The organism is Paraniabella aurantiaca (genome assembly GCF_050309965.1).
Lineage (GTDB): Bacteria > Bacteroidota > Bacteroidia > Chitinophagales > Chitinophagaceae > Niabella.
Map to the genome: position 1 here is coordinate 2,719,552 of NZ_JBLOSY010000001.1, position 25,209 is coordinate 2,744,760.

General features: G+C 41.8%; 23 protein-coding genes and 1 tRNA gene. 12 read left to right on the top strand and 12 right to left on the bottom strand.

What is annotated here, in order from left to right:
• Positions 1-9: 9 nt before the first annotated feature.
• The 6 genes from ACLOAU_RS11855 to ACLOAU_RS11880 form a co-directional block, all read right to left on the bottom strand.
• Positions 10-573, bottom strand: a complete 564-nt coding sequence (locus ACLOAU_RS11855; protein ID WP_427862085.1) for an NADH-quinone oxidoreductase subunit C — start codon at positions 571-573, stop codon at positions 10-12.
• A 101-nt stretch (positions 574-674) separates the two neighbouring features.
• Positions 675-1,256, bottom strand: a complete 582-nt coding sequence (locus tag ACLOAU_RS11860) for an NADH-quinone oxidoreductase subunit B (protein WP_427862086.1) — start codon at positions 1,254-1,256, stop codon at positions 675-677.
• A gap of 92 nt (positions 1,257-1,348) precedes the next feature.
• A complete protein-coding gene (locus ACLOAU_RS11865) occupies positions 1,349-1,744 on the bottom strand; it encodes an NADH-quinone oxidoreductase subunit A (protein WP_114789731.1) in 396 nt (131 codons plus the stop codon).
• A gap of 143 nt (positions 1,745-1,887) precedes the next feature.
• The gene (locus tag ACLOAU_RS11870) at positions 1,888-3,627 is read right to left on the bottom strand and encodes a tetratricopeptide repeat protein (RefSeq protein WP_427862087.1); all 1,740 of its coding nucleotides are present in this window, start codon (positions 3,625-3,627) and stop codon (positions 1,888-1,890) included.
• A 56-nt stretch (positions 3,628-3,683) separates the two neighbouring features.
• The gene (locus ACLOAU_RS11875; RefSeq protein WP_427862088.1) at positions 3,684-4,607 is read right to left on the bottom strand and encodes a PstS family phosphate ABC transporter substrate-binding protein; all 924 of its coding nucleotides are present in this window, start codon (positions 4,605-4,607) and stop codon (positions 3,684-3,686) included.
• Positions 4,608-4,616: 9 nt separating this feature from the next.
• The gene (locus ACLOAU_RS11880) at positions 4,617-4,862 is read right to left on the bottom strand and encodes a hypothetical protein (protein ID WP_427862089.1); all 246 of its coding nucleotides are present in this window, start codon (positions 4,860-4,862) and stop codon (positions 4,617-4,619) included.
• Positions 4,863-4,991: 129 nt separating this feature from the next.
• Between ACLOAU_RS11880 and ACLOAU_RS11885 the strand changes: the two genes are divergently transcribed.
• From ACLOAU_RS11885 to ACLOAU_RS11920, 8 genes are all read left to right on the top strand, one after another.
• Positions 4,992-5,612 carry a polysaccharide deacetylase family protein gene (locus ACLOAU_RS11885; RefSeq protein WP_427862090.1) on the top strand — a complete coding sequence of 207 codons (621 nt, stop codon included), beginning with the start codon at positions 4,992-4,994 and terminating at the stop codon, positions 5,610-5,612.
• Positions 5,613-5,765: 153 nt separating this feature from the next.
• Positions 5,766-6,530, top strand: coding sequence for a TatD family hydrolase (locus ACLOAU_RS11890; RefSeq protein WP_427862091.1), 765 nt, complete (start codon positions 5,766-5,768; stop codon positions 6,528-6,530).
• Between the two features lie 31 nt (positions 6,531-6,561).
• A tRNA-Ser gene (locus ACLOAU_RS11895) sits at positions 6,562-6,651 on the top strand.
• A 165-nt stretch (positions 6,652-6,816) separates the two neighbouring features.
• Positions 6,817-6,987 carry a hypothetical protein gene (locus ACLOAU_RS11900; protein ID WP_427862092.1) on the top strand — a complete coding sequence of 57 codons (171 nt, stop codon included), beginning with the start codon at positions 6,817-6,819 and terminating at the stop codon, positions 6,985-6,987.
• Positions 6,988-7,303: 316 nt separating this feature from the next.
• Positions 7,304-8,194 carry a methylisocitrate lyase gene (gene prpB, locus ACLOAU_RS11905; protein WP_427862093.1) on the top strand — a complete coding sequence of 297 codons (891 nt, stop codon included), beginning with the start codon at positions 7,304-7,306 and terminating at the stop codon, positions 8,192-8,194.
• Between the two features lie 18 nt (positions 8,195-8,212).
• A complete protein-coding gene (gene prpC, locus ACLOAU_RS11910) occupies positions 8,213-9,370 on the top strand; it encodes a bifunctional 2-methylcitrate synthase/citrate synthase (protein WP_427862094.1) in 1,158 nt (385 codons plus the stop codon).
• A gap of 65 nt (positions 9,371-9,435) precedes the next feature.
• Positions 9,436-10,887 (top strand): bifunctional 2-methylcitrate dehydratase/aconitate hydratase, encoded by a 1,452-nt coding sequence (locus ACLOAU_RS11915; RefSeq protein WP_427862095.1) that lies wholly within the window; start codon positions 9,436-9,438, stop codon positions 10,885-10,887.
• A 495-nt stretch (positions 10,888-11,382) separates the two neighbouring features.
• The gene (locus tag ACLOAU_RS11920; RefSeq protein ID WP_427862096.1) at positions 11,383-14,871 is read left to right on the top strand and encodes a DUF8818 domain-containing protein; all 3,489 of its coding nucleotides are present in this window, start codon (positions 11,383-11,385) and stop codon (positions 14,869-14,871) included.
• 55 nt (positions 14,872-14,926) lie between these two features.
• Here ACLOAU_RS11920 and sucD read toward each other — a convergent pair whose 3' ends face one another.
• The 4 genes from sucD to ACLOAU_RS11940 all read right to left on the bottom strand — a co-directional run bounded on the left by sucD (position 14,927) and on the right by ACLOAU_RS11940 (position 20,016).
• Positions 14,927-15,802: a succinate--CoA ligase subunit alpha gene (gene sucD / locus ACLOAU_RS11925; protein WP_427862097.1), complete on the bottom strand. Its 876-nt coding sequence runs from the start codon at positions 15,800-15,802 to the stop codon at positions 14,927-14,929.
• Positions 15,803-15,939: 137 nt separating this feature from the next.
• Positions 15,940-16,812: an ABC transporter ATP-binding protein gene (locus tag ACLOAU_RS11930; RefSeq protein WP_427862098.1), complete on the bottom strand. Its 873-nt coding sequence runs from the start codon at positions 16,810-16,812 to the stop codon at positions 15,940-15,942.
• Positions 16,813-16,911: 99 nt separating this feature from the next.
• Positions 16,912-17,649, bottom strand: coding sequence for an MlaE family ABC transporter permease (locus ACLOAU_RS11935; protein ID WP_240852727.1), 738 nt, complete (start codon positions 17,647-17,649; stop codon positions 16,912-16,914).
• Between the two features lie 27 nt (positions 17,650-17,676).
• The gene (locus tag ACLOAU_RS11940; protein WP_427862099.1) at positions 17,677-20,016 is read right to left on the bottom strand and encodes an NADP-dependent malic enzyme; all 2,340 of its coding nucleotides are present in this window, start codon (positions 20,014-20,016) and stop codon (positions 17,677-17,679) included.
• A gap of 124 nt (positions 20,017-20,140) precedes the next feature.
• On the opposite strand from ACLOAU_RS11940, the gene ACLOAU_RS11945 reads away from it, so the two are divergent.
• The 3 genes from ACLOAU_RS11945 to ACLOAU_RS11955 all read left to right on the top strand — a co-directional run bounded on the left by ACLOAU_RS11945 (position 20,141) and on the right by ACLOAU_RS11955 (position 23,224).
• Entirely contained in the window at positions 20,141-20,659 is a 519-nt protein-coding gene (locus ACLOAU_RS11945) for a hypothetical protein (RefSeq protein WP_427862100.1), read from the top strand.
• A gap of 18 nt (positions 20,660-20,677) precedes the next feature.
• Complete coding sequence (locus ACLOAU_RS11950) at positions 20,678-21,610, top strand: hypothetical protein (RefSeq protein ID WP_427862101.1); 933 nt, start codon at positions 20,678-20,680, stop codon at positions 21,608-21,610.
• Positions 21,611-21,691: 81 nt separating this feature from the next.
• Complete coding sequence (locus ACLOAU_RS11955; protein ID WP_427862102.1) at positions 21,692-23,224, top strand: S41 family peptidase; 1,533 nt, start codon at positions 21,692-21,694, stop codon at positions 23,222-23,224.
• 55 nt (positions 23,225-23,279) lie between these two features.
• Here ACLOAU_RS11955 and ACLOAU_RS11960 read toward each other — a convergent pair whose 3' ends face one another.
• A complete protein-coding gene (locus ACLOAU_RS11960) occupies positions 23,280-23,627 on the bottom strand; it encodes a hypothetical protein (protein ID WP_427862103.1) in 348 nt (115 codons plus the stop codon).
• Positions 23,628-23,691: 64 nt separating this feature from the next.
• On the bottom strand, positions 23,692-24,561 hold the full coding sequence (locus tag ACLOAU_RS11965; protein ID WP_427862104.1) for a hypothetical protein: 870 nt from the start codon (positions 24,559-24,561) through the stop codon (positions 23,692-23,694).
• A gap of 314 nt (positions 24,562-24,875) precedes the next feature.
• Between ACLOAU_RS11965 and ACLOAU_RS11970 the strand changes: the two genes are divergently transcribed.
• Positions 24,876-25,181 (top strand): hypothetical protein, encoded by a 306-nt coding sequence (locus ACLOAU_RS11970; RefSeq protein ID WP_427862105.1) that lies wholly within the window; start codon positions 24,876-24,878, stop codon positions 25,179-25,181.
• Positions 25,182-25,209: the final 28 nt, after the last annotated feature.

A 25,209-nucleotide genomic window follows, 5' to 3' on the forward strand; every position in this document is an offset into this window, starting at 1 on the left:
CTCACTTAATCACTTTTCATCTTCAGCTATTGTACCGTGTACTGTCTTTTCTGTACCAAAACCTAACATGCCTCCTCTTCCAAACATTTCATCATCTTTGTCGGTACGGCTTTGGTCTTCCAAAGGATATTCTTTCCGCATAGGGAAATAGTCCATCTCGTCAACATTCAATATCCTGATCAGGTTGGGATGCCCGATAAAGTTAATGCCGTAGAAATCAAAGGTTTCCCGCTCCATCCAGTTGGCGGCAGCAAAAATGCCGGTGGCGGTATATACGTCCGGCTTTGTAATGCTGGTGAAAACTTTGAAACGGATTCTTATATTTTCTCTGATATTATGCAAATGGTATACTACAGCCAGTTCTTCGCCTTGCCTGTCTGGGTAATGTACACCACATAAATCAGTTAAAAAATTGAAGTTCAGCCCATCTTCCTGTAAAAAATTCAACACTTTAAGATTGATCTCCTTACCGGCATCAAAGCTCAGGGTATCAAAAGTAACCTCGAAGTTGGATACCTGGTCTCCGAATTTATCAGTGAGCTTTTGTTGTATGAGTTCGTTAGTTATTGTCATTTAAGTAGACTATAAGTATTTAGTACCAAGTATATAGATTGTTTATGTATTTAGCAATTCCTGTTTTTTAACCTTTATACTAAATACTAAAATCTAAACTTCTATTGGATGCCATAGCTTTCCAGCAGGGCTTTATATTGGTCTCCATTTCTCCTGCGCAGGCTTTCCTTACCAATCAGGTCCTGTATACGCATTACACCATCCAGGATTGCTTCCGGACGGGGTGGACAGCCAGGTACATACACATCTACCGGCACCACCTGGTCAATTCCCTGTAAAACACTGTAGGTATCAAAAATACCACCACTGCTGGCGCAGGCGCCCACGGCAATTACCCAGCGGGGTTCGGCCATTTGTAAGTAAACCTGTTTTACAACAGGCCCCATTTTCTTCGCAATCGTTCCCATAACCATCAAAAGGTCACATTGACGTGGAGAAAATCCAACGCGTTCACTACCAAAACGGGCTAAATCGTAGGTAGCGCCCATGGTGGCCATAAACTCGATACCACAACAGGATGTTGCAAAGGGGAGGGGCCAGATCGAATTCTTCCGGGCTAGTCCGATAACACTGTCAAGCGTAGTTGCAAAAAATCCCTGTCCCTCGTGGCCGGCCGGCATGTCGGCCATGCTGATATCGGCTTCAAGGGGTTTTTGTTTTATATTGTAAGAAACTGGTCTCATATCAACCCAACCCCCGAAAGGGGCATTTTGTTTCAGCCTTACGGTGAAAATTAGTTAAAAAATAAATTAATCTCCCGTTGGGACGGTCGATTCTAGTCTTCCCATTTTAATGCACCTTTCTTGATAATGTAGGTAAAACCACATAAAAAGAAAGCTACAAACATCAATACAGCGTAAAAACCGCTCCAGCCAAGGTCCTTAAAGTTAACGGCATAAGGATAGAAGAAAATAACCTCCACATCAAATAGAACGAACAGAATAGCCGTTAAAAAGTATTTGATAGCCATGGGTTGGCGCGCGTCTCCATGCGATTCGATACCACTTGCAAAGTTTTCGAGTTTGTCCTTTGTTTTACGTTTGGGGCCTAAAAAGTGAGTCAGAATAACCAGTGCAATAATAAGACCCGCAGCAAAAACAAGCTGCAATCCAATCGGTAAAAAAGACTGTGCTGTATTATCAGTAACAACGGTTTTTAGTAAATAAACCATATCTTTTAGTAATGCGCAAAAATAAGGCAGGTTGGTCAATTAACCTCAAAGAGTTACAATAATTTGCTGATATTCTAATTCTAAATTAATAAGCATAAAAAAACACCCCACTTTGTGGGGTGTTCGTACCAGAAAAAATTAGTTTATTTTTTGGGGCCGCTTGCAGGAGCTTTAGCAGGTTCTGCATTGGGAGCGCCCGGAGTGCCTCCTAAGCCTTTGATGTATTCAGCTACCTGTGCTTTCGCAGCTGCATCATCCGCATTGTCATGCGCGATATGCAGGTACTTCAGTCCATTTGGAGTATCCTTTTTCTCATTGATATAAAAAATGGCCAGAGAAAGGGCTGTTTTGAATATTTCTGCTCTTTTAGTAGTCGTTGCGGACGTATCGTTAGGAGATTGTAAATATGCGATGTACTTGTCTCCATCGGTAACCATTATATTCTGAGCGTTGGTAGAGTCAAATATTTTACTACTGTTGTAGGAAAGCATGTATCCATAATTCCAGTTTGGGAACTTGGTACGGGCTGCATCAAACACTTTCCATGCTTTATCGTACTGACCGGATTTGTAATAACCGGTGAAACCAGCGTTGAAGTAATCATTGATCGTTAATTTATCTGCAGGCTTAACTTCCAGTATTTTAGCGTACAAATCTCCAGCCAAAGCTCCTTTACCAGCTTTTGCAAACAACTGAGCCCCTTCTTCTAAAATTTTTGCCTTACCAATTGCTGTGGTATCCAACGCAGCAGCATCCATGAAAGTTTTTACTACTTCGGCTTCTTTACCTGGGGTAGTTGAATAGGCAATACCTTTCAGGATGTAATCTTTGGGTACAATACCATCTTTTGTTTGATTTTTAAAATAGTCTTCAACAAACGGGATAGCTGCCGCAGTATCCTTATTTTCAATCAAGCTGTAGCCAATTAATTTATAAACCCTTGGGTCGGCCTGCTCTCCGGCTTTTGCAATGATATCCTTACCGGTAGTAATAGCGCCTGTGTAATTTTTAGTGACATATGCGCCTACTGCTTTAAAATATTCGTTATTAGGACTTGGAGGCAATAAAGCTACCATCTTGTCTCCATAGGGCTTTGCTTTTGCTGCATCCTGTGCCGTATAAATATAGTAATCATACAGATCGCTCAAAGCGGGATAGTAAGCTGGATTAGCGGTTAATGCTTTTTCCAGTGTTTGCACATAAAGTTCTCCGTTGTTCTGAGATTTAAAGATCATTGCTTTTCTATACTCAGCTTTTCCAAAACCTGGATCAGCGTTAATGGCATCCTGGTATAATACGAAAGCCTTACTGCCATCGCCTGGATTCGCTTTCAAAGTTGCATCTGCCAGGTTGGTATTAATATCCGCTAATAATTTCGGGTCACGGCTTTTTTCTTTCATGCCCATTACCAGGTTTTTAGCCTCTTCCAGTTTGGCCACAGCGTATTTAATATCACCTACTTTGTCAATATTGTTATAAACTTTAGTTACTGCATTACCTACTGCATTTAACACCTTTGCTTTGTCTTCGTCTTTTTTGCCCGCTGCTGCAATAGCCGCTTCAAAGCTTTGTCCCGCCTCGGCAGCTTTGTTCTCCAGTAATAGATAATGTCCTTTAGCTACCAGTGAATAAGCATCTCCGGGTTTTGCCGCAAGCGCTTTATCAGCAGCGGCTTTCCCTAAGGCATTTTTCCCCTGAGCAAAGTATGACTCAGCTAACCAATAAGCGGCTTCCTGTTTGTCACCATGCTTTTCGAGTATGCTTACTGCAGAAGCATAATTGCCGTTGTAGTAAGCTTTAACACCATCCTCTACGGACTGTGCATACACCCCGGCATTCAGTAAAACTCCTAGTGCGAGCAGATGGATTGTTTTCTTCATCATCTTTCTTGTTTTGTAGTTGTTTAAATAAGAAGTTGTAAATATAATTTTTTTATCTTTTATATAGAATCTTCATTTAACTGTATCGGGCGTATTACGTAATACCTTCTTCCGGGCATCAAATAAGCCCTTTTGAAAATGAGTTGCCCGATCTCTGTGGCCATCAACTGTGCAAACCCTGTGCCTAATCCCCGGTACTTTTCCTTTACTATATACGTAAGATCTCTCGTCATTGGATATATCCTGCCATACAAATTAGCCTGTACTGGCAATATATAGTTTCCTGTGCTATCTGTGCTTTTTAAACGGCAAATTTTAACTTTTTTTAAGAAACTCGATTGCTCGTCGTCATTGGGATTCCCGATCCAGCTCACCCCTACAAAGCCTATAGCGTCTGGGTTTTTAGCTACGTAATTGATCACCGAATCACTGGTTCGGGCAGCAACGGCTCTATCGGTCAATTTCGCGCCTTTCATTACAGAATCGACGATAAATCTCACACTACTGGTTGCTTTTACCCCATCAAATACCGGTATCAGCGGACGGCTGTAAGTTCCTGCGAGAATGTTTTTAATATCGTCCATGTCAAACTCTGTTTCTTTAGCACCTGGATGCATAATAACCGCAATAGCATCCCTGGCTACAGGTAGCTGGTCCACGCTTACTTTTAAAGAATCAGAAAGTTTTCTGCGTTCACCCTCCGTTAGCGCTATCGTAGATATAACCATGCGGATGCTGTCGTTCCACAGGTCTTTAATACAATCGGCCTCCGGCTTGTATTGCACGTTTATTTTTGTTCCGTAGTTGTTCGATTCATACACTTTCACCAACTCATCTACAATGGGCTTAAATGACTCATCGGCACTAATGGTAATCGTTCCTTTTCCCGGCGCATCAGGTTGTTCCTCTATCCTGCTTTTTTCAGATTTACAAGAAGCCAGGTAAATAACCAGAAGAAGAATACTTGTATAAATGCAACGCATTTGTAGGTTCTATTTTTTTTTATACCCCCTGTAGAGTCTCCAGCAACCATAAAGGATAGTCAGCACTCCATACACTTTATCAAAAACGTCGGGAGGGTATATTTTATTTAATTTAATATTGAAAGAAGATCTGAAAACCAGGAACAACCCTATGCCAACGATCAGTATACCCATCGCATAGTCGAGCACAGCTCTTATTTTGGAGACCTGTCGGGTCCTTCGTTGTTCATATTCTTCGTTTGTTTTGAGACTCATTGTAAAATTGGTATCCGGCAAGATAAAAAACTTTTCTTTTTAGACGCAAAATGATTCAATGTCCATATTTAAATATGCAGGAGAAATGTTAATAAATCCACATTCAAACAAATAGTAACTTTGCACGTTATGTATTTTGTTAAAACGCCTTTTTGGTTAAAGAAGCTATTTAAAGCCTATACCTGGCACGTAAATACAGCTAATAAGGAGTTATACCTGACCTTCGATGATGGTCCGCATCCGGTAGCTACGCCCTTTGTATTACAGCAACTGACAGATTTCAACGCCAAAGCGAGTTTTTTCTGTTTGGGGAAAAATGTATTGGAGCACCCGGCTATCTACCAGGATATTATGCAAAGGGGCCATACTGTGGGTAACCACACGCACAATCATCTGAATGGATGGAAAACATCTCACGATGTTTATGTGGATAATGTAGACCAGGCATCGGCCCATATTGTGTCAGATTTTTTCAGACCGCCTTATGGCAGGATCAGCAACAAGGCTGGCAAAACCCTTAGAAAGAAAGGTTTTGATATTATAATGTGGGATGTATTAAGCGGCGACTTCGACCAGAGTCTTAGTCCCGAAAATTGTAAAAGAAATGTGGTGGAGAAAGCAGGAAGCGGGTCAATTATTGTATTTCATGACAGCGAAAAAGCCTTTCCCAATTTAAAATATGCGCTCCCCCGGGTATTGGATCATTTTGGGTCGCAAGGTTTTGTTTTTAAAGGTCTTGCAGACAATTAATGGAAAAGAAAAGGGCCCTGGGTAAATACCCGAGCCCGATTTTTAATCCGTACCCTATGAAAACTTGCGATGAAGTTAATTTTTTTTGTACACATATAAAAAAGAAAATTATATTTTAGATAAAATCTAAAATAATAGTTGAAGAATTAGATAATGTTTATTGATACACACGCTCACATCTATTCGGAGCAGCTTTTGATGGATAAAGATGAATTTTTAGAAAGATCCCTTGCTGCCAGCGTAACCACCATTTTAATGCCGGCTATTGATAAGCACACGCATGAAGCTATGCTGAATATGGAAGCTTTGTTGCCGGTGAAATGCATCAGTATGATGGGATTACACCCCTGCTCGGTGAAGGAAGATTTTGAGCAGGAACTTCAATTGATAGAAAATTACCTGAAACAGCGAACATTTGTGGCAATTGGGGAAACCGGCCTTGATTTTTACTGGGATCTTTCCTTTAAGGACCAGCAGTACGTGGCTTTCAGGCAACAGATTGAGTGGGCTATACAATATGATCTGCCTATTGTCATCCATAGCCGCAATTCGACAAAAGAATGTATTGACCTGGTATCTGAATACACCGGCAAGGGCTTAAAAGGAGTTTTCCATTGTTTTGGAGGAAGCCGGGAAGAAGCGGAGCAGATTATTGACCTGGGGTTCTACCTTGGTATTGGGGGGGTGCTCACCTTTAAAAAATCTGGTTTAGATGAAATGATGCGGCAGGTAGGCCTCGATCGTGTTGTTTTGGAAACGGATGCTCCTTACCTGGCACCGGTACCCTACCGGGGGAAGAGAAATGAACCGGCTTATATTCCGCTGATCGCACAAAAATTGGCGGAAACAATGGGAGTACCAATGGAAGAGATTGCTGCAGTTACAACAAATAATGCTAAAAAATTATTTAATTTATAGTGCAATAAGCTTATTTTCGCACCCCTTTTACGGAGACGTGTCCGAGTGGTTGAAGGAGCACGCCTGGAAAGTGTGTATACGGGCAACCGTATCGCGAGTTCGAATCTCGCCGTCTCCGCCAATTTTTGCTAATCATTGCCAGTACATTTATGAAAATACTTAGATGTATATAATTCCCTTATTTTAAATAAATTAATTGTATCTTAAGTGTTGTCACAGCATTAACGGCACTTCATTTGCATACCATTTGAGCTTTTATATCGTCTTTGATTTTAAATACTCATTTATGAAGCAATTTCTTTTGTTAATGATAGTAAGTGTCCTGTTGTTTTCCTGCGCACCAGCGCATCATCCGGGACATGGCCACAGGATGCCACCGGGACAAGCCAAAAAAGTATACGGTACCAAATCGGCCAAACCTTTCGCACCAGGTCAGCAGAAGAAGCATCGCAGGTAAAAGAAGTTTTTTGATATTCCATGTTAGCTTTGCAGTATGGATACAGAAGATTTGTTTTCCGATTTTGAACGTGCTGAGTTGTACAAAAGACGATTTAAAGCAAGAGGCGCGTTATTGATCGTCTGTTCACTCATATCTTTCGTATTAGGTATGTTGGTAATGTTGCTGATCTTAGTATTTACCTGAGGAACTTCTAAATTGTTTGCATACAGCTGTGCATAAGTACTTGTTTCATTACCGGCTCCTGTTAAATTTTACATCTTTATCATAATATCGATATCGGATAAAAATTTAATGTAGGTTTGCCGGTATGCAAATGAAATCTTCAGCAACAGGCTCTGCAGGATTGCGCTTTCGCGAGGCCATAAAAAGCGAAAACCCGTTACAAATTGTTGGCGCCATTAATGCCAATCATGCATTGCTGGCTACTCAGGCCGGTTTTAAAGCTATTTATTTGTCTGGCGGAGGCGTGGCGGCTGGTTCACTGGGCATCCCGGATTTAGGCATCACCAACCTCGACGATGTGTTGATAGATGTAAACCGTATTACCAATATTACTGATACCCCTTTAATGGTTGATATAGACACCGGGTTCGGCGCGTCTGCGTTTAATATAGAGCGCACCGTAAAATCATTGATCAAAGCCGGTGCCGCAGCACTGCATATTGAAGACCAGGTGGGGGCTAAACGTTGCGGACACCGCCCTGGTAAGGAAATAGTGAGTAAGGAAGAAATGGTAGACCGGCTGAAAGCCGCTGCTGATGCACGTTTTGATGAACATTTTGTAATTGGTGCCCGCACCGATGCTTTTGCTAACGAAGGATTTGAAAAAACTTTGGAGCGGGCCGTGGCTTATAAGGAAGCCGGCGCAGATTTTATTTTTGCTGAAGCCGTTCCGGATCTTTCCTATTACCAGAAATTCGTAGACGCAACCGGTATTCCTGTGCTGGCCAATATTACTGAGTTTGGTATGATACCGATGTATACCGTTGAGGAATTAAGGAATGCTGGTGTGGGTTTGGTGCTTTATCCTTTATCGGCTTTTCGCGCTGCTAATAAAGCCGCTCAAAATGTATATACGCATATTCGAAAAGAGGGAACACAGAAAAATGTATTAGACTCCATGCAAACCCGGCAGGAACTTTATGAAAGCATCAATTATTATGAATATGAAAAAAAGATGGATGAGCTTTTTAAAAAGAAGTAATACATAAATAAAATAACGATGGCTGCCACAAACGAAACAACCACATTTAAACCCAAGAAAAGCGTAGCTCTGTCAGGTGTTGCCGCCGGCAATACCGCCCTTTGCACAGTAGGCAAAAGCGGTAACGACCTGCATTACAGGGGATATGATATTAACGATTTGGCTGAAAAAGCGAGTTTTGAAGAAGTAGCTCATTTGCTGATTCATGAGAAGCTGCCTACCGCTCCGCAATTGAAAGCCTACCAGGCAAAATTAAAATCCTTAAGAGGATTACCTGATGTAAGCAGGACGGTGTTGATGCAGATCCCGGCTGCGACCCATCCGATGGATGTATTGAGAACCTATACTTCGGTATTAGGTACTATACTTCCCGAGCGGGAAGATCATAACATTGCAGGGGCAAGGGATATAGCCGATAAACTATTGGCATCTTACGCTTCGGCTTTATTGTTTTGGTATCATTATTCGCACAATGGCAAGCAGATAGAAGTAGAGACGGATGATGATACGGTGGGAGGGCATTTCCTGCATTTGCTTCATGGCGTAAAGCCGCCTGACAGTTGGGTAAATGCCATGCAGGTATCCCTAAATTTGTATGCGGAACATGAATTCAATGCATCTACTTTCACCAGCCGCGTTATCGCGGGTACGGGCTCGGATATGTACTCGGCCGTGGCAGGGGCAATAGGCGCTTTGAGAGGCCCCAAACATGGTGGTGCTAATGAAGTGGCTTTTGATATCCAAAGCAGGTATATAAATGCTGATGTGGCGGAGGCGGATATCAAACTGAGATTGGAGAAGAAAGAAGTGATCATCGGGTTTGGTCATCCTGTTTATACAATTGGCGATCCGAGAAACGTGATTATTAAGAAAGTTGCCGAAGCATTATCCGGAGAGGCAGGAGATATGCAGTTGTTTTCTATAGCGGAGCGACTGGAAAAAGTAATGTGGGATGAAAAGAAAATGTTTCCCAACCTGGATTGGTTTTCGGCAGTGGCCTATCATATTATGGGGGTACCCACGGCAATGTTTACTCCACTGTTCGTAGTGTCGCGTGTTACAGGCTGGAGTGCCCATGTTATCGAGCAAAGACTGGACGGGAAAATTATCAGACCCAGCGCTAATTATACGGGCCCGGAAAATTTAGAATTTATATCGATAGAAAAAAGACAATAGGCAATGGACCATCGACAATGGTCTATCGTCTTTCAACAAATAACATTCAACTTTTAAAGAAAAAAATGTCATCTCACATTTCAAATGAAAGGCCTCAACCAGACCAGGTTTTAGCCGATATTGCTGACTATGTTTTAAACTACGAGATCAAAAGTGAACTGGCCTTAAAAACGGCTTATTACTGTTTGCTGGACACCCTGGGTTGTGGTTTTGAAGCTCTGACTTATCCTGCCTGTACCAAGTTGTTAGGACCTATAGTGCCCGGAACCATTGTGCCTAACGGAGCCAAAGTACCCGGTACAAATTATCAGCTCGATCCCGTAAAAGCGGCATTTGATATTGGTGCCATTATTCGCTGGCTCGATTTTAACGATACATGGCTGGCTGCAGAGTGGGGACATCCGTCTGACAATCTGGGAGGTATATTGGCTACGGCCGACTGGTTGTCGCGCACCAACATTGCTGAAGGCAAAGAACCCCTGACTATGCTACAGGTATTGCATGCCATGGTGATGGCACACGAAGTACAGGGCGTATTGGCACTTGAAAACTCTTTCAACCGGGTAGGCCTCGATCATGTAATATTGGTGAAAGTAGCTTCTACAGCTGTTGTGGGTAAATTACTCGGTTTAAACAGGGATGAGCTCATTAATGCGGTTTCATTGGCTTTTGTCGACGGTCAATCTTTACGTACCTACCGGCATGCTCCCAATACCGGTAGCCGTAAGTCATGGGCTGCGGGCGATGCCACTTCCAGAGCCGTGCGCCTGGCTTTAATTGCCAAGACTGGTGAAATGGGATATCCATCGGTGCTCACTGCTAAAACCTGGGGATTTTATGATGTGTCCTTTAAAGGGAATCCTTTTACTTTTCAAAGGGAATACGGCACTTATGTGATGGAGCATATCCTGTTTAAAATATCTTTTCCGGCAGAATTTCATTCCCAAACTGCGGTAGAGGCGGCTATGACGCTTCATGGACAGTTAAACGCCTTAAGAAAAACCTCAGCTGATATCAAGCGGATCATCATTCGTACCCACGAAGCAGCTATACGCATTATCGATAAAAAAGGTCCTTTGAATAATCCGGCAGACCGGGATCATTGTATTCAATACATGGTAGCGGTACCACTGATATTTGGGCAATTAACGGCTGCTGATTATGAAGATGTGGTGGCAGCCGACGAAAGGATTGATGCCTTGAGAGATAAGATTTTTTGTGTGCAGGATACCCAGTTTACACTGGACTATCACGATCCTGAAAAGCGATCAATAGCCAATGCATTGACGGTTGAATTGAATGATGGCACCGTGCTGGATGAAGTGGTGGTAGAATATCCGATCGGGCATAAACGCAGGAGAGAAGAGGGTATTCCCAAGTTGATAGAGAAATTTAAGATAAATGTGGCCCGCATTTTCGAAGGAGCACAGCAGGAACAGATTGTAAAGACAGGATTGGATTACGATGCATTAACATTGATGAAGGTGAACGAGTTTGTAGATATGATGGCAAAATAATTGATGGACGATTGAGTAGGCGGCTTATTGTACAGTATTTGGTACAGTAGGCCGCCTTTTTGTATCGTTGTATTAGGATAGCTACTCATCCTGATCAGGCAAAAATGAAGTCTTATCTTGATGATGTCTTTCACCGTAACACACCACTTAGAGTTTCACGTACGAGGGAGAGAATATCGCAGTGCTTCAGGATCTAACTATGAAAGTATTGTGGAGACTTTTCATCTCTTAAAATCTCCCCCAAATGCAGTTAAATGCTATAGAACAGTATAAAAAAGGCTGGGTGTTGGTAATAAGGCCAAATTATAATGCGGATTTAAATCCTTTGAAATTATAATTATTTTGGATTTGGATGTTGCTGTGTTAGGCTAAAAGCGCTGCTTTTAGTGTAAATAAGTTATCAAAAATGATGGAACGCCTGGAAATGGAGTAATGAGTATGCTTACCGTTTATGACGTTAATACCCGATTTTTGCACCTGAACAAATAATAACTGTTGGGTGTTTTCCGTACCATATTTTTAATTGCTATCTATTTTTTTATAACCGCAGAAGCGTGGGGACAATCTCCTGCCGATGGTTCTAATAATTTACGACATAAAAAGATCGCTGTTATTCCAGGTATGGTAGCCAGGCTGGATACATTAAGCATCATTCCCAGTAGCTTTAGAATAGAGGGCGTAGATAGCCTTCAATATGCATTGGATTACATTAATGCAGCGCTGTATTGGAAATTGCCGCCTAAGGATTCTGTAGTTTGGGTTACGTACCGCGTTTTCCCTTTTAAGCTGAACGGGACCTTACAACGGATGAATTTTGACAGTCTCGTATTGTTTTCTGCTGCACCCATAAGAGCACCTTATAACAAGGCCGATCGGCAAAAGGAACTTTTTAATTTTGGAACCATCAATGCGCAGGGTAGCTTTGGGAGGCAGGTGGGTTTTGGAAATAACCAGGATGTAGTTCTGAATTCAAATTTGAATATACAGTTAAGCGGTATGTTGGCCGATAGTATAGAGCTACAAGCTGCTATTACAGATAATAATGTACCTATTCAGCCGGATGGGAATACCCAACAGTTGAACGAGTTTGATGAAGTTTACATCCGCTTCAAGAAAAAAAACTGGCAACTGAATATCGGCGATATGGATCTTCGCGAGGATCGCAGCTATTTTCTGAAATTTTATAAAAGACTGCAGGGCATATCCTTTCAAACCGTTAATAATATCTCGAAGCGAACACAGTCGAATACCCTGGTCAGTGGAGCTATTGCCAAAGGAAAGTTTACAAGAAATGTTTTACAGGGACTGGAGGGAAACCAGGGGCCTTACCGCCTTTCGGGAGCTAATGGAGAAACCTTTTTCATCATACTGGCCAATACAGAACGGGTTTTTATCGACGGCGAACTATTACAAAGGGGAGAAGACCAGGATTATGTGATCAACTATAATACAGCTGAAATAACTTTTACGCCCCGGCGGATGATCACCAAGGATAGCCGTATACAGGTGGAGTTTGAATATGCCGACAGGAACTTCCTGAACACCAATGTGTATGCTATGCAGGAGGTGAATTTTAATAATAAAGTGAAGCTCAAAGTAGGGTATTTTAATAACAGCGATGCTAAAAACTCCTCCATTAACCAGGTATTGGATGCACGTCAAAAACAGTTTCTTTTTAATATCGGCGACAGCGTACAGAATGCATACGCTCCATCTGTAATGATGGATACCTTAACTGCCGGTAAGATATTATACGAGCGCGTTTATGATACTGTTGATAACGTAATCGATTCTTTTTACCGTTATTCTACTAACCCGGAAACTGCCAGGTATAACCTGGCTTTTACAGATGTAGGTTTTGGGCGTGGCAATTATATAACAGACAATGGTAATGCCAACGGTAAGGTGTTTGTATATATAGCACCGGTAAATGGTATAAGACAGGGTAATTATGACCCGGTGATTTTATTGGTAGCTCCCCGCAAACAACAAGTATTGACACTGGGTGTCGATTATAATATTGCTGCCAACACAGTATTAAAAACAGAACTGGCCACCAGCAAATATGATGTAAATACACTGTCCTCTCTCCACGATAACGATGATAATGGGTATGCTGCAAAGATTAATATAAGCAATGCCCAGCTATTAAGAGAAAAAAATAAACTAAGCCTGGTAAGCTCCCTCGATTATGAATATGTACAGCAGCGGTTTCAGCCCCTGGAACGCCTCAGGGATGTTGAATTTACGAGAGACTGGGGCTTGCCCTTGGTGGCACAACGTGCTACAGAAAATATTATTAAAGCCTCCACGGGATTACGGGCCGATAACGGAAATGCGGTGCAGTATACCTTTACCAACTACAACCGGAGCGATGACTACAACGGGTTTCAGAATACGCTTACCCAGTTTACTAATTGGAAAAACTGGGTCTTTAATAATCAGTTTGTTTTAACCAATTATAAAACCAATACCTACGAGGGACATTTCCTGAAGCCCATTATAGATATAAGCAAGAAATTATCCTGGATGGATAATTGGATCATTGGTGGGCGTTACACCCTCGAAGAAAATCTAAACCGGAATACGCTTAATGATTCTCTCAATTTTACTTCCTTTTCTTTTGATACCTATACAGCCTACTTAAAATCCAGCCCGGAAAAAAGAAACCGGTATGGCATTAACTTTTACGCGAGAAGCGATAAATACCCGGTGGGGAAAGAATTGATCCGGGGTGACAGAAGCTATAACCTGAACCTGCAGGCGGAGTTACTCGCCAACACCAAACGGCAGTTTTATCTAAACACCACTTTCAGGAAATTGAAGGTGTATAATGATGAAGTAAGTGCGCAAACAGAAGACAATACAGTGCTGGCCCGCGCCGAGTACCAGATGAATGAGTGGAATGGTTTTCTAAATGGAAATGTTTTATACGAAGTGGGATCGGGGCAGGAGCAGAAACGGGATTATGCTTACCTGGAAGTGCCGCCGGGAACCGGGCAATACACCTGGATAGATTATAATGAGGATGGTGTACAGCAATTGAATGAGTTTGAGCTGGCTGCTTTCGCAGACCAGGCAAAATTTATCCGGATTTTTACTCCTACCAATGAGTATATAAAAGCTAATTATACAACGCTCAATTACAGTGTCAATGTAACACCCCGGCTGCTTTGGGGTAACCAGGCAAAAGGCTTTACCGGCTTCTTGTCGAGGTGGATGCTGACCAGTTCTTTACAGGTTGCCAAAAAATCAATGGCTGATGGTATCTTCGAGTTTAACCCGTTTGGGTACGGGCTGGCAGATTCCAACCTGATCACCCTGGCTACAACTTTAGCTAACACCTTATCTTTTAACCGGCAAAGTACCAAATGGGGTATAGACGTGAGTAACCTGCGTAACAATAACAAAGCCTTTCTTACTTATGGGTATGAAACCCGTCAGAACAATGAGTGGCTGCTTAAATACCGGCATTTTCTCTCGGGCACCATTACCTTAAACATAAACGCCCTAACAGGTGTCAATGCTTTGTATACGGATGATGTACTATTTGATAACCGTAATTACGAGATCAACAGGAATAACGGGGAATTGCTTTTGTCTTATATCAAAGGAACTTCTTTCCGTATCACCACGGGCTACAAACGGGAGCATAAAAAGAATGCGGGAATCTATGGAGGGGAAACTTCCTTGTCGAATGCACTCACTGCGGAAACGAAATATAACATCCTGCAAAGCGCTTCGGTTACAGGCAAGTTTACTTATAACGGGCTAAAATATAGTGCGGGCACTAATAATGCACAAACCACCGTAGGATATATTATGTTGGACGGGTTGCTGCCAGGTACCAACCTTTTGTGGAATCTTCAGCTAACCAAACGTCTTTTAAATAACCTGGAACTTAACTTCCAGTATGATGGACGTAAGCCGGGTAATACCAGAACTATTCATACGGGAAGAGCGTCTGTGACTGCGATATTCTAAACAAAAATCTCCCGGGATTCCGGGAGATTGCATTATCGTCTATAAATTATTCTGATTATTTCTTCAGTACCTCTGCCATTGTTTTACCAATATCAGCAGGGCTGCTTACCACATGGATACCGCATTCACTCATGATTTTCATTTTAGCTTCTGCTGTATCATCTGCACCGCCTACAATAGCGCCCGCATGGCCCATGCGACGGCCGGGAGGAGCTGTTTGGCCTGCGATAAATCCTACAACCGGTTTTTTGTTGCCGGTAGCTTTAATCCAGTTAGCGGCTTCAGCTTCCATACCACCACCTATTTCACCGATCATAACAATCGCATCAGTTTCAGGGTCGTTCATTAATAATTCTACAGCTTCTTTAGTAGGTGTGCCAATGATCGGGTCTCCGCCAATACCAATAGCAGTGCTAATACCCAGGCCTGCTTTTGCTACCTGGTCAGCCGCCTCATAAGTAAGCGTACCAGATTTGCTTACAATGCCTATACGGCCAGGTATAAATACAAAACCAGGCATGATACCTACTTTACATTCACCGGCAGTTATAACACCCGGACAGTTGGGGCCGATTAATCTTGTCGATGTCCCCTGTAAATAATTCTTCACTTTTACCATATCCTGTACCGGAATACCTTCAGTAATACAAACCACCAATGCTATGCCCGCATCAGTAGCCTCCATGATAGCATCTGCCGCGAAAGCCGGTGGCACGAAAATAATGCTCACATTAGCATTAGTTGCTTTAACCGCATCAGCTACTGTATTAAACACCGGCCTGTCCAAATGAGTGGTGCCGCCTTTGTTAGGGGTAACGCCACCTACCACATTCGTTCCATACTCGATCATTTGAGTTGCATGGAAAGTACCTTCTGTGCCGGTAAAGCCCTGTACTAACACTTTCGAATCTTTATTTACTAATACTGCCATTTTATAGTTTTTTCTGATTGGTTACAAAAGTAAGGAAACCAGCATGCTAATATGCTAAATTTTTGCTGATTCCTATACAAAAAGAAGAATGATAATTAAGGTTAGCGTAGAGGTTGGAGAACAACAGGCCGGAGTTATTAATCTTTTGGTGAACCAACAACACCATCGCCGTCCATATCGGCATTAAATTTTTCTTCCAGCGCATCACGTACATCTTCATGCACATCTTTGGGAATTTCGCCTGTCTCCTGTATCATACGCATATTTTTGGCGTCCTGTAAGAAGTTGGAAGCGAAAATGAACTCATTTAGTTTTTGGTTATCGCTGTAAATGATCTCCTTATTCGTGCCTTCCCATTCCTTCTCCCCCTGGTTCATATACACTATATGGTCGCCTATTTCCATTACACTATTCATGTCGTGCGTATTCATGATAGTGGTGGTCTTATACTCTTCTGTAATTTCTTTTATTAGTTTATCAATGACGATGGAGGTTTGAGGATCCAGTCCTGAATTGGGTTCGTCACAAAACAAATATTTGGGATTTAAAACAATTGCTCTCGCCAGGGCCACCCTTTTTTGCATACCGCCGCTTATTTCAGAGGGGAATTTTTTGTAGGCATCTTCATTCAGGTTAACTCGGTCCAGTACTTCTTTGACGCGTGCTTTTTTAACGGAATATTTGTCGGTAGTAAACATGTCCAGCGGAAAGACCACGTTTTGTTCTACCGTCTGGCTATCAAATAATGCCGAACCCTGGAACAGCATACCTATTTCTTTGCGAATGGCCTTTCTTTCTTCCAGTGACATAGTAACATAATTCTTACCATTATAAATCACCTCTCCCTCACTGGGAGGCATTAGTCCTACAATGCATTTCATCAAAACGGTTTTACCACTACCGCTCGATCCTATAATCAAATTACACTTACCCGGTTCCATTAAGGCATTCACCTCTTTGAGCACCACTTTTTCTCCAAAACTTTTTTTAAGACCTTTTATTTCTATCATGGTACTTCAGTTTTTGAAGTAACTGTTGTTGTTAATAATTATGGTTGAAAAACATCAGCTTTTTACGCCCAAATTTTACGCTCCAATGTTTTGTAAAGATTACAGCAGCAAAGCGGACAGGATATAGTCTGCCAACAGCAATAAGATACAGGATACCACTACTGCTCTTGTGCTGGAATGTCCTATTTCCAAAGCACCTCCCTTTACGTTATAGCCATAAAAACAGGGAATGCTGGTAATCAGAAATGCAAACACAAAACTCTTGGTTAAGGCAAAAAATACATTATAGCCACTAAAGCCCATCAACAACCCGTTGTCGAAAATAGATGTATCAATGATGCCTGTTGCAGAGCCGGCTAAGCGACCTCCCCAAATACCCAGGGCCATGGCTAATATGATCAGCATGGGAATTGTGATCACGCCCGCTATGATTTTAGGAAGTATTAAGTAAGCTTTTGTATTAATCCCCATTATTTCCAATGCATCTATTTGCTCGCTTACCCGCATATTACCCAGTTCACTGGCTATTTTACTGCCTACAACGCCGGCCAGTACAATACAGCTTAAGGTAGGGGCAAATTCAAGTATTACGGTATCTCTTACAATTTGTGCGATCGTCGTTTTGGGAATAAGGGGGGAGGTGATCTGGTAGGCAGTTTGTACGGCCGATACAGCACCAATAAAAACAGATATAATGCAAATGATGCCCAGCGACCCGATGCCTATATCATTACATTGAAGCATAAACTGCCTCCAGTACATGGTTCTGTTTTCGGGCATGCGAAACATACCTTTGAACATCTGGATATACTGCCCGAATTCTCTAAGTATTTTCAAGAATAAAGTCGTTTAGTTGGAAATAGCCTATTTTTTCTTTTTGGTGTCACCCTGGTTTTTTCCTGCCTCCGAACCAGCTTTGGCCGACATTGCAGCTGACTTTATCTGAGCATCTGTAACTGCTATCAAAGCCATGTTGACAATGTTGTTCACCGTGCTACCCAGTTGCAACAAGTGTACCGGTTTTTTCAGTCCTAAAAGGATCGGGCCTATTGCGTCAGTAGAGCCAATCTCTTTCAGAATATTGTAAGTGATATTACCAGATGCTAAATTAGGGAAGATTAGTGTGTTTACTTCTTTTTCAACCAGTTCGCTAAACGGATACATCTCTTTTAACAAACTATTATTAAGCGCCACATTAGCCTGCATTTCCCCATCTACTATCAGGGAAGGGTCTTTTAGTTTTACTAACTCCCTGGCTTTGGACACCAACTGGGCTTCCGGGGTATTGCTGCTGCCAAAATTGGAATAGCTTAACATGGCGATCCTGGGCGTAATATTAAATGCGGAAACTTCTTTGGCGGTTAACAGTACTATCTCAGCCAGTTCTTCTGCAGTTGGGTTAATATTTACCGTTGTATCTGCTAAAAACAAAGGTCCTTTAGAGGTCATGATCAGATACATACCTGCCACTTTTTTCACGCCCTCTTCGGTACCAATAATCTGCAGGGCAGGGCGAATGGCATCCGAATATCTTTTGGTAAGTCCCGATATCATGCAATCCACGTCGCCGCATTCCACCATCATACAACCAAAATGATTGCGGTCTTCCATGAGTTTCGATGCTTCCTCCTTCGTGTAACCTTTGCGTGCTCTTTTTTTATAAAAGAGATTGACGTATTCTTCTCTTTTGGCTTTAGCATCGTCGCTACGCGGGTTGATCACTGGTATGTCTGTGATATCCAATTTGTGCAAATCGGCCAGTTCCTGTATTTTTTTGATATCTCCCAACAGCGTAGGGTAGCCTATACCTTCATCCAGTACAATCTGTGCCGCCTTAATGATGTTCACATTTTCGCCCTCTGCAAAAACAATACGTTTAGGTGCACTCCGGGCCTTGGCGCCCAGCACCCGTAACACCTGGTTGTCAAGTCCCAGGCGTTTGTTCAGGTCATGTTCGTACTGCTCCCAGTTTTCAATATTGATCTTAGCCACGCCCGATTCCATTGCAGCCTTGGCTACAGCCGGCGCTACCGTTGATAATAATCGGGGATCGAGTGGCTTCGGAATAATATATTCAGGGCCGAAATGCATGTTCGTTTGGTTGTAAGCCAGGTTTACAATATCCGGTACGGGTGTTTTAGCCATATCGGCCAGGGCTTTTACTGCCGCCAGTTGCATTTGGGTATTGATTTGCGTAGCTCTTACGTCCAGCGCCCCCCTGAAAATATAAGGGAAGCCCAGTACATTATTGACCTGGTTAGGGTAATCGCTGCGGCCGGTAGCCATGATTACGTCTTTGCGGGCTGTGGTAGCTTCTTCCCAGGAAATTTCGGGGTCGGGATTGGCCATGGCAAAAACAATCGGGTTTTTCGCCATGCTTTTTACCATTTCACCATTCAATACATTAGCTGCGCTCAAACCAATAAATACATCGGCTCCTTTAAGCGCTTCAGCCAGCGACACGTCCTTAGGAGCAATGGCGAAAGGTGCTTTTATATCATCCAGCCCGGTGCGTCCTTTATGTAAGGCCCCCTTGCTGTCGAACATGATGAAATTTTCAGGTTTAGCACCCATTTGCTGGTATAGTAATACGCAGGCCATGGCAGCAGCACCGGCACCATTTACTACAAACTTTGCTTTCTCTATTTTTTTCTTCTGAATTTCAAGCGCATTCAGCAGGGCGGCAGCGCTAATGATGGCCGTGCCATGCTGGTCATCGTGCATTACCGGTATTTTTAAGCGCTTCTTCAATTCCCGTTCAATATAAAAACAGCCCGGCGCTTTAATATCTTCCAGGTTGATGCCGCCGAAAGTAGGTTCCAGCGCCTGAACGATTTCCACGAACTTAACAGGGTCTTTTTCATTGATCTCAATATCAAATACATCAATGTCTGCAAATATTTTGAAAAGTACGCCCTTGCCTTCCATTACCGGCTTACCAGCTTCCGGACCAATATCACCCAGGCCCAGAACGGCGGTACCATTGCTGATTACAGCAACCAGATTCCCCTTGGCGGTATATTTATATACGTTTTCTACGTTCTCGGCAATCTCCAAACAGGGAACAGCCACGCCGGGTGAATAAGCCAGGGATAGGTCCCTCTGGGTTTTAGCTTCTTTGGTGGGAATTACTTCAATTTTCCCGGGGCGCCCCTTCGCATGGTATTCCAGCGCCAGCTCTTTTCTCAAATCTTTTTTAGACATAAGCAACGATTAAAAATCGGGCGAAAAGTAACTTAAATTGCTTTAACTGTCAAAAAGATTAATTTTCGGAAAAATATTATTTATATTTGGTTACTTTTTATTTAATGCTAAACTATTATAAGTTATGAAAAAACAAATTTGCTCCCTATCACGCCTTTTTATTTTGTTCACAATTCTCAGTCTTTCTGCTTGTAAAAAAAATGAACAGGTTGCTCAAGAAAACGCTCCGGTTGAACAAGAAATGCTGAAAATTGCATCCTCAAAAGAACAATTTAATAAGTGGGTGGATTATGTTATAAGCATTAAGCTGGGAAAAGTTTATGAATATGAAGTGGAGAAAATAAATTTTACCCAAAAAGACCATTTTAAAATGGTAGAAGTTTTTGTGGAAGCTAACGGCAACAGATTTAACTTCATTATTGGAACCGTATTCTCTTATGTTGAGCAACCGCAACCCAATAGGTATGTTCTATATCCCACCTCAATAGGGCCAACATCTGCGCGGATGGTAGTTCTTTCATCCGGAGCGTCTGACATATCAGTTAGCTTAGATGATAAAAGCAATTACGTTTTTACGAGTAACGGTAGCCTTAATATTTCAGATCTTAATGCTATCACAGATACGGGAAACACTAATAACTAACTTTTTAAAAACACACCAATGACAAAAAAAATATTTTTTTTGATTGTAACGTTATGTGCATTTTGTTATTCAAACGCAGAAAACGTTACAGGATTTCAGATACAAGCTTCCTATTTGGAGAATGGCAAGCTAAAGGTGAATTCTACAGGAAGTACACCTTTTAAAATAGATGTTGGTTTTACCAGATACAATGGAAGTAGTGGTTTTGAATCAGCCGATTTTGATTTTAAATTAGTGGCGTTTAATTCTTCTACCGGACAGGTTGTCGATTTGACATTACTCCTCAAGGTAGGTACCAGTGATTTTGGAACAAGTAATTATGTACAAAAAACCTACGATGTCGGTGTTAATTATTCTAATCTAAATATACCTATTAATAGTTTGAAAATCGCTCTTCTATGGAAATCTAGTAGGGCACCTGCTCCTGTGGGATCTCCATTGGGATTTAATTATTTTAATACAGATTATCAGGTAGTGGTCGTTACAGCACCGCCTTCAACTCCGATACCTTTCTATAGAAATACTGTAGATGGAAAAGTTTATGTAAAACTAGACGGTGCGTATCGTCATATATACGATCTAGATGCACTCAATGCTTGCTTTTTGCCTACTGTTGTGAATGATGCAGTAACAGGAAGCACAGACCCTACTCCCTTGGAGGCAGAGATAGGACGCCCAAAGGTAAAGTGGGAGTTTTCAGGCCCCCCAACAATTATTAACCAAACACCATTATTGGTAAATGATCAGGCTGATGGAAAAGTTTATTTTGTTGAAAAAAAGGGGGATGGTTTCAATTATACTTATACGGCTAGATGGATAATTAATCCTGAGGCGTTTAGTTATTATAAGTTTAATTCTGCTAGTGTAGTTGCAATGACGGTAAATTGGACTTCAGATCCTTTTGCTTTTGGTGATAAGTGGTTTAAGGGAACTGATTTGATAAAACCTTAAGTGATAGTGGAAGAGCTTTTTTCAGATAGTTGATTTTGGTTTATTAGGTGTAATTTTACTGAAAATATCATAATGTTTAAGATGAAAAAAACATTCCCATTATTGGCGTTACTGCTTGTGATTTTAACTGCATGCCCTAGTAAAAAAGATGATGTTCTTGATAACAAGGTTCCCGTTGTTTCGCAATTTGTGTATGATGGGTTATCACAATATTATTTGTGGTCGGCTGAAATGACCAACAAGAAGCCGGACGCTAACTCCGACCCAAAAGTTTATTTTGGGAGTGTGCTTAATTCTATAGACATATCGCATAGCTGGTCGCAGATAACTGATGATGTCGATGAATGGTTGGCTTCACTTGCCGGAAGCCCCAGGGATTTTGGCTGGTCTTTAGCATTATATGGTTCAAGTTCAAATGATAATGTTACCGGTATTGTGAATTATGTTTTTCCCAATACACCGGCGGCCAATGCGGGTATTATTAGAGGAGAAATAATTAGCCAGATAGACGGGGTTACCATGACCCGTAGTAACTACACTAAGCTTTTCGCAGGAAATACATTAACTGTAGGTGTAAAAAATCCTGTTACCTCAGCTTCCCGATCAGTTTCTGTTAGCCCTGTAGTAATTGCAACAAACCCTGTATTAAAAGATACTGTATATAAAGATAATCCTGCATTTGCCGGTAAAAAGATCGGGTACCTGTTCTATACAGACTTTATCACCAATTATAATAATAAGTTATACGAAACATTCACCAGGTTTAAGTCTGAAGGTATTACAGAACTGGTGATTGATTTACGATACAATCATGGAGGAGCATTAGCAGCCGCTTCTTATCTTGCTTCGATGATTGCCCCGAGAACAGCGGTGCAAAATAACAGTTCTGTATTTGCCGAATTGTCTTATAACAGCTACCTGAATAATTTTTTCGATGGTAGAAATGAGAGCAGGAAGACAGGTTTTGTAAACTCCGGAGCTATGAATCCGCTGGAGGTCAACTTAAATCTGAGTACAGTATATATACTGGCTACTGATGACTCTTACTCTGCATCAGAATTGCTTACTTTTTGTTTAAAACCTTACATGAATGTTGTACATGTCGGGAACAATACCGGAGGTAAGTTTACGGGTTCATGGACACTACATGCATACGATAGTTATGAGGGAGCCGCAGTTAGGATCTACAACGAAACAGATTTAAGTGTACAGGATAGGGCCTCGCTTAAAAACTGGGGAATGCAGCCCATTGTGGCGACCTATAAAGATAAAAATGGAGCAGATTTTACTAATCCCGGTTATTTAACACCAACCCACTTAATGCCTGTAAGGGCGATTGAAGAAAATCCTGCATCCTGGAAGCCTATCGGAACTGTTACTGACTACTTATTGGCGAAAGCTATTTCGTTAATCACTGGGCTGCCTTATCAGGGACCAGTTATTTTAGAGGCAAATACCTACGTTAGGAGCGTGTATGGTAGCTCAAAAACAACCAGGTTGTATTCAGATAGGGATAATAGGGTGAAGAACTCTGTGCATTTTGCTCCACCAAATGAAAAAGAACTAAGGCAGGAATTGATCAACCAAATAAAGAGTGGTCAGATTGTAAAGTAGTTTAAAAATTAAGAATCTTAAAGAAGGCGGTCGCGGTTGTTGGCCGTCTTTTTATTTAGCTTTTATTGAAACGAACAGGCGCTTGTTTGATCAGTTCGTTGTCGATAGCCTGGAATTTGATAAACTGTTCGCGGCTCAATATTTTTTTATAGAAAGACGTTCTTTTTTGCTTCAATCTCGTCAGGTCAGATTCTTTATCATTTCCCTGTTGCCTCAATTGCTTCGATTTGTCTATATAGCTGGCCTCGATCGAAGTTAATTTTTGGGCTTGATCAGGACTTAAATGAATAAGTGCGCGAAGCTCTTCGATTTTTCTTTTCGCATCGGGAGAAGTATTGTTTCGAGATGAGGTACAAGAGAGGCATAACAACGTAGCTGCGATGAAAAAGTACGATACTTTCATTTGTATAATTATTTATTATTCAGACGAACGTCCCAGATCTAATCGTTGCCAGTATACTCAAAATTTATTTCTCAATCCAAACCTTTCTCCCCGAAAGCGCACTTAAAGAGTCCTTGATACGAGTGGTATCAGCACCGGCAATAGGCAGTTTAATGAAAAGCTTATAACTCACTGAGTCTGCTGTTTCCATTTCAATGGGCCATTTAATGGTTTTAAGCTGGTTAAACCGCTTGGATGCTCTTGGTTGTTTTGCCATTTCCAGTACATATTTATAACTGTCAGATGGGGGCGTCACGGCTGCCGGTTGAGGTGTGGCAGGGGCGGCACTGTCGCCGGCTGACGGTGTAGCGGTGCTATTGCTGGTTGCAACAACTTCCTCGATATTGCCGTCGTTCTTTTCTTTATTTTGACTATAAAACCATATTACGGCCGCTACGGCCACCAGGCAAATCGCTCCTATGATAGCGGCTGGTTTGGCTTTACGCGGCTTCCGGCTCTCGTCGATATAAGACTGTGGAACCGAATTTTTTTCGGTGATAGGAACCGGCTTCTTTTTTTCTTTTTCTGTATGCAGGAACTTCTCTTTATGAAACTCAAAACTGCCATCCATTTTTTTGGTAAGCGTGCCAATGCCTGCCAGGAAATAGGGTTTCCCGGTATTCAGAAAATTGGTGGCTCCTTCAATCTGCGACTGTAGGTCAGATTCGGCGAGTACTTTCATTTTACCTGTTTCCTGGGACACAAAGTCAATTAATGCTTCGTCAAATTGGGAAATTTTAGTTTGTTCAAAACTGATATCGGGCAGGGAAGCTCCCTTTTTGCTGTAATCTACTTCAGGATTGTAGGTATTGTCCGCATGAAAAGTGCCTAAGCCCGGAAGACTTAAAACTTTATGGGTGGCGAGGTATTGAGCCAGTACGGGCGCTAGTTTCATTCGTTTGTTTTTTTGCGCCGCTTTGCGGCTGATTTATTATCGAATGCCTGCCTGTTCGGCAGACAGGGAACGCCCGGTCAACTATGTCCCGGAGTAAAAAATTTACAAGGGCGTTTCATTAATATTGTTTTTTGTTCACCGCATTGGTTGCAGTTGAACGGTTTTTAATGACTGAATCCTATTGGCCATAGAGCTGGCTACAGCATTAACAGAAGCCCTACAGCTCATTTCACAAACAATTGATTATGATGAGTTCGCAATATAACCGATTTTATTGTATTACCAAAATGGCATAAACTACTTAATTTTGAGCGATGTATAGCCAGGAGGAGGAGAATTTTATAAAATACTGGGAAGCCAATCGTAAAAAGAAGAAACGGGTTTTCAGGCAAATATTGCTGGGATTGCCTGCAGGGTTGATTTTAATGATCGCTATCCTGGCTAATTTTATGAGTGGCTGGTATAAACGTGCTTCTATGGTGGCTAATGCAGATCCCTCTTTATTTATAATTTTATTAATTGCTGGAATAATTATTGTTGCGTTTGCTGGCGTGTTTACGTCTTATCATAAGTGGGACATTAACGAAACCCGCTATAAAGAGCTTATCAACAGAAAATAATAGGCTTCACCCGTTTACTTTTAAATTT

What these genes read in the sequence shown, in the direction of transcription:
- ACLOAU_RS11855 (WP_427862085.1), bottom strand. Translation starts at nt 573, where the DNA reads ATGACAATAACTAACGAACTCATACAACAAAAGCTCACTGATAAATTC.
- ACLOAU_RS11860 (WP_427862086.1), bottom strand. Translation starts at nt 1,256, where the DNA reads ATGAGACCAGTTTCTTACAATATAAAACAAAAACCCCTTGAAGCCGAT.
- ACLOAU_RS11865 (WP_114789731.1), bottom strand. Translation starts at nt 1,744, where the DNA reads ATGGTTTATTTACTAAAAACCGTTGTTACTGATAATACAGCACAGTCT.
- ACLOAU_RS11870 (WP_427862087.1), bottom strand. Translation starts at nt 3,627, where the DNA reads ATGATGAAGAAAACAATCCATCTGCTCGCACTAGGAGTTTTACTGAAT.
- ACLOAU_RS11875 (WP_427862088.1), bottom strand. Translation starts at nt 4,607, where the DNA reads ATGCGTTGCATTTATACAAGTATTCTTCTTCTGGTTATTTACCTGGCT.
- ACLOAU_RS11880 (WP_427862089.1), bottom strand. Translation starts at nt 4,862, where the DNA reads ATGAGTCTCAAAACAAACGAAGAATATGAACAACGAAGGACCCGACAG.
- ACLOAU_RS11885 (WP_427862090.1), top strand. Translation starts at nt 4,992, where the DNA reads ATGTATTTTGTTAAAACGCCTTTTTGGTTAAAGAAGCTATTTAAAGCC.
- ACLOAU_RS11890 (WP_427862091.1), top strand. Translation starts at nt 5,766, where the DNA reads ATGTTTATTGATACACACGCTCACATCTATTCGGAGCAGCTTTTGATG.
- ACLOAU_RS11900 (WP_427862092.1), top strand. Translation starts at nt 6,817, where the DNA reads ATGAAGCAATTTCTTTTGTTAATGATAGTAAGTGTCCTGTTGTTTTCC.
- prpB (WP_427862093.1), top strand. Translation starts at nt 7,304, where the DNA reads ATGAAATCTTCAGCAACAGGCTCTGCAGGATTGCGCTTTCGCGAGGCC.
- prpC (WP_427862094.1), top strand. Translation starts at nt 8,213, where the DNA reads ATGGCTGCCACAAACGAAACAACCACATTTAAACCCAAGAAAAGCGTA.
- ACLOAU_RS11915 (WP_427862095.1), top strand. Translation starts at nt 9,436, where the DNA reads ATGTCATCTCACATTTCAAATGAAAGGCCTCAACCAGACCAGGTTTTA.
- sucD (WP_427862097.1), bottom strand. Translation starts at nt 15,802, where the DNA reads ATGGCAGTATTAGTAAATAAAGATTCGAAAGTGTTAGTACAGGGCTTT.
- ACLOAU_RS11930 (WP_427862098.1), bottom strand. Translation starts at nt 16,812, where the DNA reads ATGATAGAAATAAAAGGTCTTAAAAAAAGTTTTGGAGAAAAAGTGGTG.
- ACLOAU_RS11940 (WP_427862099.1), bottom strand. Translation starts at nt 20,016, where the DNA reads ATGTCTAAAAAAGATTTGAGAAAAGAGCTGGCGCTGGAATACCATGCG.
- ACLOAU_RS11945 (WP_427862100.1), top strand. Translation starts at nt 20,141, where the DNA reads ATGAAAAAACAAATTTGCTCCCTATCACGCCTTTTTATTTTGTTCACA.
- ACLOAU_RS11950 (WP_427862101.1), top strand. Translation starts at nt 20,678, where the DNA reads ATGACAAAAAAAATATTTTTTTTGATTGTAACGTTATGTGCATTTTGT.
- ACLOAU_RS11955 (WP_427862102.1), top strand. Translation starts at nt 21,692, where the DNA reads ATGAAAAAAACATTCCCATTATTGGCGTTACTGCTTGTGATTTTAACT.
- ACLOAU_RS11960 (WP_427862103.1), bottom strand. Translation starts at nt 23,627, where the DNA reads ATGAAAGTATCGTACTTTTTCATCGCAGCTACGTTGTTATGCCTCTCT.
- ACLOAU_RS11965 (WP_427862104.1), bottom strand. Translation starts at nt 24,561, where the DNA reads ATGAAACTAGCGCCCGTACTGGCTCAATACCTCGCCACCCATAAAGTT.
- ACLOAU_RS11970 (WP_427862105.1), top strand. Translation starts at nt 24,876, where the DNA reads ATGTATAGCCAGGAGGAGGAGAATTTTATAAAATACTGGGAAGCCAAT.